The organism is Ulvibacterium sp. (assembly GCF_965228935.1).
Classification (GTDB): Bacteria; Bacteroidota; Bacteroidia; order Flavobacteriales; family Flavobacteriaceae; genus Ulvibacterium.
Genome location: NZ_OZ245846.1, coordinates 4,721,520 through 4,734,235, shown reverse-complemented (window position 1 = coordinate 4,734,235; position 12,716 = coordinate 4,721,520). Strand labels below are relative to the sequence as shown.

Here is a 12,716-nt window from a genome sequence, read left to right as displayed (position 1 = left end):
CCCCAAAAAGAGTTGGAAACAATGGGGTCTTTAACATAAAAAAAGGTTAAAAAGCCCTTTGTGAAAATTGAACGTGCTATATTTTGATTAATTTAGACCTTAAGGTAATCTTAGGGATTCCTCCTCATTCCTGATACCGTAACGGATTTTCAACACAATACGAACAACATGCCAACGTACACCCTAAAAATTAACGGTGAAGATAGGTCCGTGGATGTTTCCTCGGATACTCCATTATTGTGGGCCCTACGAGATCATATAGGTCTTGTGGGCACCAAATATGGTTGTGGAATAGGCCAATGTGGAGCCTGCAACGTCCATGTGGACGGAAATGCTATTCAAAGCTGCCTGGTACCGGTCGCACAAATGGAAGGTAAGGCCATTACTACCATTGAAGGCCTTTCAGAGGATGGAACCCATCCCGTACAGGAAGCCTGGAAAGAAGTGGATGTACCCCAATGCGGGTATTGCCAAGCCGGGCAAATAATGACGGCTTCCTCTTTTTTGGATAAGAATCCAAACCCCTCCGAGGATGAAATCAAAAGTGCCATGCATGGCAATATTTGCCGTTGCGCAGCTTACAACCGCATACAAAAGGCGGTTGCCCTTGCCGCCGAAAAAATGGGCGAGTAACCTTAAATTAGAACAACATGTCAACCATAATATCCAATTCATTTAGCAGAAGGGCCTTTTTACGGACTTCTTCCTTGGCCGGGGGAGGAATGCTGATAGGCTTCAATCTATTTACCGCTTGCAAGAACGAAGTGAAAATGCCCGTGGACATTGCGAGCCTCAATTTCAATGATTTCAATGCTTTTATCAAAATTGCAGATAATGGAATGGTCACGATTTACTCACCAAATCCGGAAATAGGACAGGGGGTAAAGACCTCCATGCCCATGATTATTGCCGAAGAGCTCGATGTACCTTGGGATTACGTACATGTAGAACAGGGCATATTGAATACGAAAGATTACACACGCCAAGTAGCCGGTGGAAGTCAATCCATTCGTCATGGATGGGATGCATTACGGCAAACCGGGGCTACCGCCAAGCAGATGTTGATCAATGCGGCTGCCGCAAAATGGGGAGTTGATGTCTCGGAATGCTCCGCCAGTGCCGGAGTAATCACCAATACCAAGGGAGAAACCCTCGGCTATGGGGATGTGGTAAAGGAAGCAGCTGTCCTGGATATTCCCGAAAAAGTTGAACTTAAGGATCCAAAGGATTATACGATTATAGGAACGGATGCTGGTAACGTGGATATTGATAAGATAGTTACGGGAAAACCTTTATATGGGCTGGATTACAAAACCGAGGGTATGGTGATTGCCTCTGTCTTGCGACCTCCGTCTTTTGGAAAAAAATTGGAGTCCTTTGATGATAGTTCGGCCAAAAAAATGGAGGGTGTGATTGATGTGATACGTTTTGGGGATTTCAAGGGTGGAGGTGATAAAGTAGCTGTTTTGGCGAATACCACCTGGCAAGCCATGAAAGCCAAGGAAGCTTTGAGTGCCGAATGGAGTGATGGTACGCCGATGGAAAGTACATCCAATCACGATAAACTGTTGACCGACCTTTTGGACGGTACTACTTTTGAAACACTTCGCAAGGACGGAGATGTAGAAAAGGCCTTTAGAAATGCAGATCAAGTTGTGGAGCGGACTTATGAATCACCCTTCTTACCGCACAATTGCATGGAACCTATGAATTTCTATGCTGATGTCTCCGTAGATAAAATTCATTTGGTAGGGCCTATACAGACTCCTGAGCGTACGGCGGGACGCGTGGCGGAGCAATTGGGAAGAAATGTCGAGGAAATTCATTTGGAAATGACCCGAATGGGTGGTGGTTTCGGAAGAAGGTTGTACGGGGACTTTGTATTGGAGGCCGCCGAAGTATCCCATTTGGCAAAAAGGCCGGTCAAAGTGGTCTATTCCAGGGAGGATGATATGACGGCAGGGATTTATCGTCCGGCCATAAAGTATCGTATAAAAGCCGCCTTAAAGGATGGTAAAGTTACGGGCTACCATTTAAAGGAAGCGTCCATCAATAGCAATATGTACGGTCTGATTCCGAACTTTTTCCCGGCAGGCGCCTTGGAAAATTATCAAGTAGACGTGGCCAAATATACTAGTAACATCACTACCGGGGCTTGGCGCGCACCCTATACCAATTTCCTTTCCTTTGCCGAGCAAAGCTTTTTTGACGAGATTGCCGAAACACTGGAAGTAGACCCGGTACAAATGCGTTTGGATATGCTCCAAAAAGTAAAGGGAACAACGGATGAGCGTATCCAGTATTCCGCCGAGCGCATGGAGGATGTCATTAACCTGGCCGTTGAGAAGTCCGGGTATCGTAATCCCAAGGATGGGGTCTATCAGGGCTTCTGCGCGTATTATTGTCACAACACCCATGTGGCCGAGGTGGCGGATGTAGTAATTGAAAACAATGAGCCGGTTGTAAAGAAAGTGACGGTGGCCGTGGATTGTGGAATTGTGGTAAACCCATTGGGCGCGTTGAACCAAATAGAAGGGGGTGTCGTTGATGGAGTAGGACATTCCATGTACGGCAATTTCACCTTCAAGGATGGTGTTCCGGAGATGAATAATTATGATAGATATCGCCTTATTCGTATGAAGGAAGCTCCTAAGGTCGAGACACATTTTGTAAAAAATACCCTGAGTCCCACAGGTCTTGGGGAACCGACATTGCCTCCCGCTGGGGCCGCGGTTTCCATTGCCATGAAAAAGGCAACGGGCAATCGAATTTACAGGCAGCCTTTTGTGGATAACATGGTGGAAAAGGAAATTATAGGATAATATTGATGGAAATATTGCTTTTTGGGATTGCCAAGGATATTGTTGGAAGTGCACAAATGGATTTATCCGAATTGAAACACCCACCGTCTTCGGTAGGTGAACTCAAAGACTATTTATGTGGCTCCTTCCCTGAATTTGGTAAGCTGTCCTCGTTGGCCGTGGCCGTAAATAGCGAATATGCCCAAGATGCGGCAATTTTGGAAGCCGGTGACGAGATAGCCATAATTCCGCCGGTAAGTGGAGGTTGATGGAGAAACCGATTATTGAAATCGTTGATATAATAGATACCTCGCAAGTGTATGGGGAGCTTTCCCATGCCGGTAGCGGAGGTATCTGTGTTTTTGTAGGTTCCGTTCGGGAATTTACCAATAACGAGGAAGTAGTTTCCCTGGAATTCGAAACTTATGCGAAGATGGCGATAAAAGAGATGGAAAAAATTGCCATGGAGGCTTCAAACAGATGGGTGTTAAATAAAATTGTGGTACGGCATGCCGTGGGCGTAAAAAATGTTCAGGAGCCCGTGGTGGTGGTCGGGGCATCATCGGCCCATAGGAGCGAATGTTTTGAAGCCTGTCGTTTTTTAATAGACACCTTAAAGGAAAGAGTACCCATTTGGAAAAAGGAAATATTTAAAAATAAATCCGTTTGGGTCTCGGCCCATCCATAATCGAGGTTATGACTAAAACTATAAAATAGTAGAAGACCTAAGTGGTTAGGGGTGTTGGAAATCCGGTTTTGCCACGGTTATCAAACAAAATTTGAAGTAGGAAACCTTCAAAACTTTTAAACGGATAAACATATCAATTTTTTATAGCTTAAATTTGGGTTTGAACTTGAAAGGAAGATGCTCGTAGACAATCATAATAGAAGAATAAACTATTTGCGACTGGCAGTGACGGATCGTTGTAATCTTCGCTGCAATTATTGTATGCCCTCAGAGGGCATCGACTTTGCAAAAAACGATAAGCTGTTTACCCTGGAGGAACTGGCACGCTTGGCCTCTATCTTGGTCTCACAGGGTATAGACAAGATTCGTATCACCGGTGGAGAACCCTTCGTTCGCAAGAATTTAATGGAACTATTGCGACGTTTGGTGGAATTGAAGGGGTTGAATGAAATTTCGGTTACCACTAACGCCACCCTTATTGGACCACATATAGACGAACTTAAGCAATTGGGTATAAAGAATATAAATGTGAGTTTGGATGCCATTAATAGGGACACCTTTGAACGGATAACCCGAAGGGACCAGTACGATACAGTACATAACAATATGCTTAGACTGATCACGGAAGGCTTCAATGTACGTATCAATTTTATTGCGTTGGATGGTCAGAATACCCAGGATATTCTTCCTATTTTGGAACTTTCCAAACATTTTGATGTAGCCGTACGGTTTTTGGAGGAAATGCCCTTTAACGGCGGTAGCCGTTCCTTTGATACGATTTCCTGGGATTATAAGCGCATTTTGGCTTATATAAAGGAGGCACATCCGGAGTATTATCAACTGGAATCGCCAAGCACATCCACCTCAATTAATTATAAGATACCCGGTTTTAAAGGAACTTTTGGGGTTATACCTTCATTTAGCCGCACGTTCTGTGGAACCTGCAATCGACTTCGGATTTCGGCTACCGGAGATGTTATTACTTGCCTTTATGGTAAACCTAAAATGAACCTCAGGGACATTCTCCGAGGAGAAAACTCCGAGGAAAGGGTCAAGGAACATATCCTATCCGCTATAGGCAGCAGGGCAAAAACAGGTTTTGAGGCACAGCAGGAAAATAGAAGTTTCTTCAAAAGCTCAATGACTTCAATCGGTGGATGATGAACGGGAAACTTTCACATGTAGATGGTACCGGAAAGGCCAAGATGGTAGACGTATCCGAAAAGGATACTTCCGTACGGTCGGCCTCGGCTTCAGGAAAAGTAGAGTTTCCCCCAGAGGTTTTTGAAATTTTGTCCGGTAAGGATTTTCTGAGTAAAAAAGGTAGCATCATACAAACCGCAGTAATAGCCGGAATCCAAGCCGTAAAGAAGACCTGGGAGCTTGTTCCGCTATGTCATCAGTTGAACCTTTCCAAAATAGACATTGCTATTGTGCCTGTTGAAAATGCATTGCAAATCAATTGTAAGGTAAAATGTACGGAACGCACTGGAGTGGAAATGGAGGCCTTAACGGGAGTTTCCATAAGTGCATTGACCATTTATGATATGTGCAAGGCATTATCCCATGACATTCAGATTACGGACATACGGTTAAATGAAAAAACTGGTGGCAAACATGATTTCAAAAGATAAACTCTATGGATTGGTTCTTTCCGGTGGCAAAAGTACACGGATGGGAGAGGATAAGGGGCAAATTGCATATCATGGAATGCCCCAACGCGACTATCTATATCATTTATTGGATGAAGTCTGCGAGAGGACTTACATGAGCATCCGAAAGGAACAGGAAGGAGAAATCGCGGCAGGATACAATAGCATCCAAGATCAAGATGAGTACAAAGGCCCTTTTAACGGTTTGTTGTCCGCCCATAGCCAATTTCCGGATGTAGCCTGGCTGGTCCTGGCCTGTGATCTGCCCCTAATGGATGCACCCTCCCTCCGACAACTGATTTCGGCAAGGGATCCGAACAAAATGGCCACCACCTTTGCCCAAAAAGAAAACCCCTTGCCCGAACCACTTTGTGCCATCTGGGAACCACAAGCGCTCCGCTCTTCCATATCGTATTTAGCACAGGGAAATGGGATTGGTCCCCGTAAGTTTTTGATAAATAATGAAGTTAAGTTGGTGTTTCCAAAGAATGCCGATGTACTGTTCAATGCAAATTCTAAGGCGAACTATAAAGAGGCCTTGGAGAAATTGGAAACCATATGAACGGAGAACGCTACATACGGCAGACCAATTTAAAGGATTTTGGTCCAAAGGCACAAGAACGTTTGTCCAAATCCAAAGTTCTTGTCATCGGGGCCGGAGGTCTTGGGATTCCGGTATTGACCTATCTTAACGCCATGGGCGTTGGTACTTTGGGTATTGTGGATGGCGATACGGTTTCCGGTTCCAATCTACATCGGCAAGTGCTATATGATGAAGCGGATGTTGGTCGATCCAAGGTTCAGATCGCTATCCGAAAATTAAGGGCCCAAAACTCGGATACTCAATTGATTTCCTTTGAACAGTTTTTGAGCAAGGAGAATGCGCTCGGAATCATTGCCAATTATGATATCGTTGTGGATGCCTCGGATAATTTTCCCACTAGGTATTTGGTAAACGATGCCTGTATTCTTTTAGGAAAGCCCTTTGTTTATGGAGCGTTGCATGGGTTTGAAGGCCAGGTAAGCGTTTTTAACCATAACGATGGACCTACTTATCGTTGCCTCTTTCCGAATATGCCGGGACCGGATGAGGTTCCGGACTGTAATATGAACGGTGTTTTGGGTGTAATCCCCGGGATTGTTGGAAATCTTCAGGCCTTGGAGGTAGTAAAAGTTTTGACCGGGGTAGGAGAGGTACTCTCCGGAAAGCTATTGCTCTTTGACGGACTCTCCCAAAGCTTCCAACATATCAAATTTTCGTTGGTTCCGGACAGTCTGAAAATGGAAGAACTTAAGCCCACCTATAATTTCGAATGTACATCGGGCATAACATCCATTGAAACCTTGGAATTGGAACAACTAATGGAAAAGGATTCTGTTCAGTTGATTGATGTACGCACCTCAGAGGAGTTTTGTGCGGACCATTTGGAAGGTGCGCACCATATTCCGTTATCCGAATTGATTGAACGTAAATCGGAAATTGATTTTGCACGCCCTGCCTACTTTATTTGTCAGTCCGGAGTAAGAAGCCAAAAAGCTATCGAGAGACTTCGGGAATATAATACTGGGCCGGAATTGATCAATGTAAAAGGCGGGATGAACAATTTAAGGGCGTATGTTGCTAAGTACTGAGAGCTTAGTACTACTTTGCTTGGGATTTTTTGTGATTGCCACATTATACTCTTCCGTTGGATTTGGAGGTGGGTCTAGCTATTTGGCGTTGTTGACCCTTTTTTTCGCCAGTTTCTTTGCCATTCGTTCCATGGCCCTTATCTGCAACTTGGTCGTAGTTTCGGGAAGTACGTATCTCTATTTTAAAAATGGCCATATTCGTTTAAGGAAGTTTGTTCCATTTGTCATTACCAGTATTCCCCTAGCTTTTTTAGGGGCCTCTTTTCGGTTAAGGGAACAGGTGTTTTTTATAATTTTAGGATGTTCATTAATTGTCTCCGCTATATTTTTGGCCTGGCAGACCTATACCCTTGTATCCGATACCGATAGAATTAGAAAATATCCCGAGTATTTGGATTATTTTATTGGCGGTGCTATCGGGTTTTTATCGGGTCTTGTGGGTATTGGGGGGGGTATTTTCTTGGCACCTGTACTCAATCACATGCGTTGGGACGTTCCCATAAAAATTGCGGCCTTGGCCAGTTTTTTTATTTTGGTGAATTCAATTTCCGGGATAGGTGGGCTCCTAACAGCCCATACCTTAGAACTTCCATGGAAAGAGACCTTGATTTTGACAGGAACCGTACTTTTGGGAGGACAACTGGGTATTCGAATAAGCCTAAGAAAGATGTCGGCCAAAGGCATAAAACGGGTTACAGCGCTTTTGGTTTTTATTGTGGGGGTTCGGGTATTGTTAAAAAATGGATTGGAACTGATATGATTTCATTTGACGAAGCTTTTGATAAGGTAATGCAACATACCCAAGATTGGGGTATAGAGACTGTAGATTTGTTGGAGAGTACCGGTCGTGTTTTGGCCGAGCCTGTTTTGGCCGATCGGGATTTCCCTCCTTTCGATCGATCTACCAGGGATGGAATAGCCATCAATTTCACGGCCATTGAAAAAGGAAGGTCCACTTTTCCAATCGAAGGCGTATTGAGTGCGGGCATGCCACAAAAAACATTGAGCTCATCGGAATTTTGTTGTGAAATTATGACCGGGGCCGTTGTTCCCCAAAATGCGGATACCGTTATCATGTACGAACAAACAACCCTTGAAAATGGTAACGCGATTGTAAAATCCATTCCCAAAAAAGGACAGAACATTCATAAAAAGGGTAGCGATGCGAGTACCGGAACCGTATTGTTGCAGCCGGATCGTAGAATTACGGCAGCGGAAATAGGAGTTTTGGCCACAGTCGGAAAATCCTCGGTATCCGTAAAAAAGCTACCTAAGGTTTGTGTAATCTCCACAGGTAACGAATTGGTGGATGTTTCGGAAATCCCGCTTCCCCATCAGATTCGAAAGTCGAACACCTTGTCCCTGCATGCTGCGCTGTCCAAGGAATGTATCGTACCTGAGCTTTTGCATTTAGCGGACGACAAAAAGGTGATACAAGACAGTATAACCAAGGTATTGCAGGAAAATGATGTAATCCTGTTGAGCGGTGGGGTCTCCAAAGGAAAATTCGATTTTATCCCGGAGGTGATGGAATCCTTAGGTGTTAAAAAAATATTTCATCGGGTAGCCCAGCGACCCGGAAAACCATTTTGGTTCGGAGTTCAAAAGGAGCATAACACCCAAGTGTTTTCATTTCCAGGAAATCCAGTGTCCACCTTTGCCAATTACCATGTCTATTTTGTGCCTTGGTTATACCGATGTCTGGGATTGAACTATCCAAAAAAAGAAGTGATTCTGGACCAAGTTGTTCTTAATGATTTGCCTTTGACCCGTTTCGTGCAGGTCAAGACTTATTTGGAAAAGGGAAAGTTATTCGCCAAGCCCATCGAAGATGGGGGTTCCGGGGATTTGGCCAGCCTCTCCAAATCGGATGGATTCGTTTGCTTAAGACCAAGACAGCAAAAATATAAAAAGGGGGAGTTGGTTTCTTATATTCCGGCATAGATACTATTTGAAAAATCTAGTGCTTCAGAATCTCGGTTGACTGGTTTATTGTAGTTCATGTTCGATGAATCCTTTCATATTGCTGGTTGGAATCAATACATCCTAATTTTTTGGCATATTCAATTTCGAATTGATACAACGAAGTTGAGGGGTGCCTATCAGACCGTTAATTGTCGATAGTTTATTTGTAGTAAGAGCGTCTCTTAAAAGGTGATTTAAAGAAACGATTAAAAGAGACCAAGAATAGGGCGCTTATAAAAATACCTATACTTTGAAAAAGGATTCTCAAAAGTTGGCGGGTTAATGAGATTCTTTGGGCAGAAGGCGTAGATTCCCAGCAAATGCTCAATGTATGGTTTTTTTTGGATTTTGGTACATGGACTCTTTTTGTAAACAAGAAAGGTCACCTGAACCTGCCAAGTGACCCTACTATTTTTTAGTTCAAAGAGTTCTATTCTCCCTCTATAGCTTCTGGTTTACCATCGCCAAACCAGGCCTTATTGGAGAATTCCCTACAGTTAATCGATACCCCCCTTGGAGCGTTCTGCCTAAAGCCCGTTTGAAAATCAGGGTCATTGCCGATGGCCACACCAAACTTGGTCTCAGTACCCCCAAAGGCAAAATCAACAAACTCAGTTGGCGAAAATCGATTATCAATATCCCTATTCTCTTGAAGCTGTGTCCAATTGTTGTGGGTACCGAACCAGACATCGATATCCCCATTGGGCCCTTCGCCTACCACGTAGTAGTTATCATTTATGGCGTCATACTCCACCGAGAAAGCTCTTACAAGTGTGCCTATGGCTCTTGGTTTACCGTCGCCGAACCAAGGTTTATTGTAGAATTCCCGACAATTAATGGATACTGCCCTGGCCTCGTATTTCCTAAAACCTACTTTGTAAGAAGGATCATTACCTATGGCAACCCCAAACTTGGGCCCAACTCCTCCTAATGCAAAATCTACAAATTTTGAAGGGGAAAACCGATTATCTATATCCCTGTTTTCCTGGAGCTTAGTCCAATTTTTGTGTTCTCCGATGTAAACGTCAATTTTTCCGTTGGCTACCCCGACCACAACATATTGGTTATTGTCGGCATCATAATCTATGGATAGCACGGATTCTAGACTCCCTATTTGTTCCGGTCTGCCGTCACCAAAATAAGGTTTCCCTGAGAACTCACGTGCATTGATGGAGGTTCCTTGGCCGTCCTTGTTCCCGACTGCCACCCCGAACATGGCCTCTCCCGGCTCGGCGCCCAAGGCAAAATCTACAAACTGGTCGGGAGTGTAACGGTTGTCGATATCCCTATTCTCCTGGAGCTTGCTCCAGCTTTTATGTTCCCCATAGAAAACGTCAATGGCACCGCCGTTTACGCCAACTACATAGTAATTGTCGTTTTCCTTGTCGTAATCAACGGATAATACTGATTCTAGAGAAGCGGATCCTGTCTCTACTTGCACTTTTGTAGCGGTAAGGTTTTCCTTAACGGTTAAGTTTTCTTTCTCACAGGAAACAAAACCCAGTGTTGCCAATCCAATGGCGGTAAAACAGATTTTTTTCATTTTAGTTGGATTCTTTGATTAAATTGATTTATAAAAAACATCGTGAAATTAATTGCCGAACCACATATGACTTTCTGTTTTCGATAAAATACGTTCCAATTCGATAAGTTTATTTATTCTGGGATATTCTAAGATTTACTTACCGCGAAAGTCCAATTAACCAGCCTTTTACAGGTAGTATTTCGACGCTTCATAAATTCTGCCTCCGGCAACTGAATCAATAACTAAAAACCAATTTATGCTCCTAGTCCAACATAAAGGTAGAATCCATTCGGCCCGTTAAACTGAGGCATATTAGAATAGAAAGAATTACTGTCGGATAATCCAGGAAAGGTTTAGCTTTGGAAAAATCCAAGAGATTTTTAATACCCCTATAGTGATTTGTAAGCAGAATTTAAATTTGGAAATGAATTCAACAAGAATTTCATTTAAAAAAATTTTGTCTTTGACATGAAAAGAGTACATTTTCCCATTTACGGGATCTTGTTTTTCAAGATCTGTATGGGCCGTCGATTTTGTTGCTCAACAAAAAAGGATTCGTCAAAATATTGCGATTACGGCAAAAATCAAATTAACGATGAATGAAATAACAGGGCCGTATTTACAGATATTTCCGATACCTAAATTATCAGTATGTCTTATCGATAAAATCTTTTCGATAGGTTTGGGAGATGGGAATTTCTGCCTTTCCGATGGTAATCTGGGTAGCCGAATGATTGGAAATCATATACATGTTCACTAGATATCTTCTATGAACCCTAATGAAAAAGGAATGAGGTAGCAAAAGGGCAAAATCGCTCAACTTGGAGCGAATCCTGTATTTCTTTTTTTCAAGATGAATTTCAAGGTAGTTTTTGTGGGACGACACATACCATATTTCGTTAATATTGACTTTAATATTCTTTGTTCCCTCTTTGACAAAAAGAAAATCCCTACCCATGAAGATTGAATTTCCAAGTTTGAAAACCGACTACTTTACAGGGTTGGAATTTTGGATCTTAGACAGTTTGCTTAATTTTATTACTTTACTCAGGTTCTGAAGCAAAGGCTTGATAAAACACCAATAAATTGTGATTGTTGCCAAGGCAATGGATAAAATCGAAACCAAAAAGGGAAATTCTCGTATCATTTTAACTTGGTTTTTAAATTTTAATTTGCTCTTTACTAGATTGATTTGGCCGGTAATAAATTACACTGCAAGTTGGTTAAGTTGTATTTCCGGGAAAATAAGAGGTAGTACGTAATTTGGGCGTGGTAGCACTTAAGCGACCCGCAGTATTTATTTCCTACTAAAAAAACTGCTGTTGAAGAAGTTTCCTGTTGACAACTCTTTAATGCATCTTACAACCGTAACGGCATCATCTCCCTTATAGATTATGCCATGCACCCCTTCAATAAGAAGTTCAATAAAACATTCTTCAATTTCTTTTGGAAAAACTAAGATACATTTCGTGGGAATACCCTTTAAAAAAAGGATTTTGGCAATGTCAACACCCGTTAAGTACGGTAAATCAGTACCTAAAAAGGCAATCTTGGGAATCCTGTCCAAAATCGTTCGGAGACTTTCCAGTCCATTGGCTGAGCTGCCAATGACACGATAATGGTTACCGAACTCTTCGCTGATTATGGTTTCAAGAAAATGTAGGTAAATGCTGTCCGGGCACCCCAGGGTTATACTGTCCATAGTTTTTTATTTCTGGACAATATCATTGGCCATAGTTGTTCAAACCATAAGTACTACCACTAGAGTTTTAAGTGATAATACTTAGAACAAAGCAATGGCCGATCAGAGCTCCAATATGCTATTCTTGTTGCTCAAGGCCCATTTGGTAAGGGTGTTGGTACTACCTTCCAAATCCAGCTTTACAATGATGTTACTTCTATGCTTCTCAACGGTCCGGACAGAAACGTTCAGTTTTTCCGCGATTTCGTTTGTGGAAGTTTGACGGGCTATTTGTTTTAGAATAACAACTTCTGAAGGCGTAAGCAATCCCAATTTCCTTTGTTCATTCCGGACACCGTCCAGAACCGTGACCTCGAAAGAAGGGCTAAAATAGGTCTCGCCCCTGATAACGGCATCCATACAGCGCTCTATTTCAAAAAAAGAATCTTCCTTTAGAAGATAGCCATTGAGTTCTAGCGATTTGGCCTGTAGGAGATAACTGTTCTCCTTGTGAAAGGACAGCACGATAAATTTGGTGGATACTTCTTTTTCTTTGGCCGTCTTTATCACCTCAAATCCTGATAGCATTGGCATATCGATATCAAGCAGGGCTATTGTTGGTTTCTTAAGCAAAATAAGTTCCAATGCCTGCATACCGTCTGCAGCGACCCCTACCACATTGTATTTGTGGTTCGTGAGTTCTTCGTTAAGACCTTTTAGCAGTAGCGGATGGTCATCCGCAATAACTATTGTGATATCTTTTCTTTGCATT

At 42.8% G+C, this 12,716-nt stretch carries 14 protein-coding genes; 10 read left to right on the top strand and 4 right to left on the bottom strand.

All coding sequences use genetic code 11. The features are described from left to right. Positions 1-168 precede the first annotated feature (168 nt). The 10 genes from ACO06Y_RS19860 (at position 169) to ACO06Y_RS19815 (ending at position 8,717) form a co-directional block, all read left to right on the top strand. On the top strand, positions 169-633 hold the full coding sequence (locus ACO06Y_RS19860) for a (2Fe-2S)-binding protein (RefSeq protein WP_422080788.1): 465 nt from the start codon (positions 169-171) through the stop codon (positions 631-633). A gap of 17 nt (positions 634-650) precedes the next feature. Beyond that, positions 651-2,822 (top strand): molybdopterin cofactor-binding domain-containing protein, encoded by a 2,172-nt coding sequence (locus ACO06Y_RS19855; RefSeq protein WP_422080787.1) that lies wholly within the window; start codon positions 651-653, stop codon positions 2,820-2,822. A gap of 5 nt (positions 2,823-2,827) precedes the next feature. After that, positions 2,828-3,070, top strand: coding sequence for a MoaD/ThiS family protein (locus ACO06Y_RS19850; RefSeq protein ID WP_422080786.1), 243 nt, complete (start codon positions 2,828-2,830; stop codon positions 3,068-3,070). Then, entirely contained in the window at positions 3,070-3,489 is a 420-nt protein-coding gene (locus ACO06Y_RS19845; protein ID WP_422080785.1) for a molybdenum cofactor biosynthesis protein MoaE, read from the top strand. Before ACO06Y_RS19850 ends, ACO06Y_RS19845 begins: the two co-directional genes overlap by 1 nt. A 177-nt stretch (positions 3,490-3,666) precedes the next feature. Next, positions 3,667-4,650, top strand: coding sequence for a GTP 3',8-cyclase MoaA (gene moaA / locus ACO06Y_RS19840; RefSeq protein WP_422080784.1), 984 nt, complete (start codon positions 3,667-3,669; stop codon positions 4,648-4,650). Continuing rightward, entirely contained in the window at positions 4,650-5,123 is a 474-nt protein-coding gene (gene moaC, locus ACO06Y_RS19835) for a cyclic pyranopterin monophosphate synthase MoaC (protein WP_422084200.1), read from the top strand. Before moaA ends, moaC begins: the two co-directional genes overlap by 1 nt. Continuing rightward, on the top strand, positions 5,107-5,703 hold the full coding sequence (locus ACO06Y_RS19830) for an NTP transferase domain-containing protein (RefSeq protein WP_422080783.1): 597 nt from the start codon (positions 5,107-5,109) through the stop codon (positions 5,701-5,703). Before moaC ends, ACO06Y_RS19830 begins: the two co-directional genes overlap by 17 nt. Then, positions 5,700-6,773 (top strand): ThiF family adenylyltransferase, encoded by a 1,074-nt coding sequence (locus ACO06Y_RS19825; RefSeq protein WP_422080782.1) that lies wholly within the window; start codon positions 5,700-5,702, stop codon positions 6,771-6,773. The genes ACO06Y_RS19830 and ACO06Y_RS19825 overlap by 4 nt, the downstream gene beginning before the upstream one ends. Then, the gene (locus tag ACO06Y_RS19820; RefSeq protein ID WP_422080781.1) at positions 6,757-7,533 is read left to right on the top strand and encodes a sulfite exporter TauE/SafE family protein; all 777 of its coding nucleotides are present in this window, start codon (positions 6,757-6,759) and stop codon (positions 7,531-7,533) included. The genes ACO06Y_RS19825 and ACO06Y_RS19820 overlap by 17 nt, the downstream gene beginning before the upstream one ends. After that, entirely contained in the window at positions 7,530-8,717 is a 1,188-nt protein-coding gene (locus ACO06Y_RS19815) for a molybdopterin molybdotransferase MoeA (protein ID WP_422080780.1), read from the top strand. The genes ACO06Y_RS19820 and ACO06Y_RS19815 overlap by 4 nt, the downstream gene beginning before the upstream one ends. 451 nt (positions 8,718-9,168) lie before the next feature. Here ACO06Y_RS19815 and ACO06Y_RS19810 read toward each other — a convergent pair whose 3' ends face one another. The 4 genes from ACO06Y_RS19810 to ACO06Y_RS19795 form a co-directional block, all read right to left on the bottom strand. Continuing rightward, positions 9,169-10,281 (bottom strand): hypothetical protein, encoded by a 1,113-nt coding sequence (locus ACO06Y_RS19810; RefSeq protein WP_422080779.1) that lies wholly within the window; start codon positions 10,279-10,281, stop codon positions 9,169-9,171. A gap of 628 nt (positions 10,282-10,909) precedes the next feature. Beyond that, positions 10,910-11,221 carry a LytR/AlgR family response regulator transcription factor gene (locus ACO06Y_RS19805; RefSeq protein ID WP_422080778.1) on the bottom strand — a complete coding sequence of 104 codons (312 nt, stop codon included), beginning with the start codon at positions 11,219-11,221 and terminating at the stop codon, positions 10,910-10,912. 339 nt (positions 11,222-11,560) lie between these two features. Continuing rightward, positions 11,561-11,965, bottom strand: a complete 405-nt coding sequence (locus tag ACO06Y_RS19800) for a hypothetical protein (protein WP_422080777.1) — start codon at positions 11,963-11,965, stop codon at positions 11,561-11,563. Positions 11,966-12,067: 102 nt separating this feature from the next. Next, a complete protein-coding gene (locus tag ACO06Y_RS19795) occupies positions 12,068-12,715 on the bottom strand; it encodes a response regulator (RefSeq protein WP_422080776.1) in 648 nt (215 codons plus the stop codon). Between the last annotated feature and the right edge of the window lies 1 nt (position 12,716).

Bases quoted from the DNA above. Each gene is read 5' to 3' on its own strand.
- ACO06Y_RS19850 (WP_422080786.1), top strand. From the start codon at position 2,828: ATGGAAATATTGCTTTTTGGGATTGCCAAGGATATTGTTGGAAGTGCA.
- ACO06Y_RS19805 (WP_422080778.1), bottom strand. From the start codon at position 11,221: ATGGGTAGGGATTTTCTTTTTGTCAAAGAGGGAACAAAGAATATTAAA.
- moaA (WP_422080784.1), top strand. From the start codon at position 3,667: ATGCTCGTAGACAATCATAATAGAAGAATAAACTATTTGCGACTGGCA.
- ACO06Y_RS19860 (WP_422080788.1), top strand. From the start codon at position 169: ATGCCAACGTACACCCTAAAAATTAACGGTGAAGATAGGTCCGTGGAT.
- moaC (WP_422084200.1), top strand. From the start codon at position 4,650: ATGAACGGGAAACTTTCACATGTAGATGGTACCGGAAAGGCCAAGATG.
- ACO06Y_RS19820 (WP_422080781.1), top strand. From the start codon at position 6,757: ATGTTGCTAAGTACTGAGAGCTTAGTACTACTTTGCTTGGGATTTTTT.
- ACO06Y_RS19825 (WP_422080782.1), top strand. From the start codon at position 5,700: ATGAACGGAGAACGCTACATACGGCAGACCAATTTAAAGGATTTTGGT.
- ACO06Y_RS19800 (WP_422080777.1), bottom strand. From the start codon at position 11,965: ATGGACAGTATAACCCTGGGGTGCCCGGACAGCATTTACCTACATTTT.
- ACO06Y_RS19845 (WP_422080785.1), top strand. From the start codon at position 3,070: ATGGAGAAACCGATTATTGAAATCGTTGATATAATAGATACCTCGCAA.
- ACO06Y_RS19855 (WP_422080787.1), top strand. From the start codon at position 651: ATGTCAACCATAATATCCAATTCATTTAGCAGAAGGGCCTTTTTACGG.
- ACO06Y_RS19795 (WP_422080776.1), bottom strand. From the start codon at position 12,715: ATGCAAAGAAAAGATATCACAATAGTTATTGCGGATGACCATCCGCTA.
- ACO06Y_RS19815 (WP_422080780.1), top strand. From the start codon at position 7,530: ATGATTTCATTTGACGAAGCTTTTGATAAGGTAATGCAACATACCCAA.
- ACO06Y_RS19810 (WP_422080779.1), bottom strand. From the start codon at position 10,281: ATGAAAAAAATCTGTTTTACCGCCATTGGATTGGCAACACTGGGTTTT.
- ACO06Y_RS19830 (WP_422080783.1), top strand. From the start codon at position 5,107: ATGATTTCAAAAGATAAACTCTATGGATTGGTTCTTTCCGGTGGCAAA.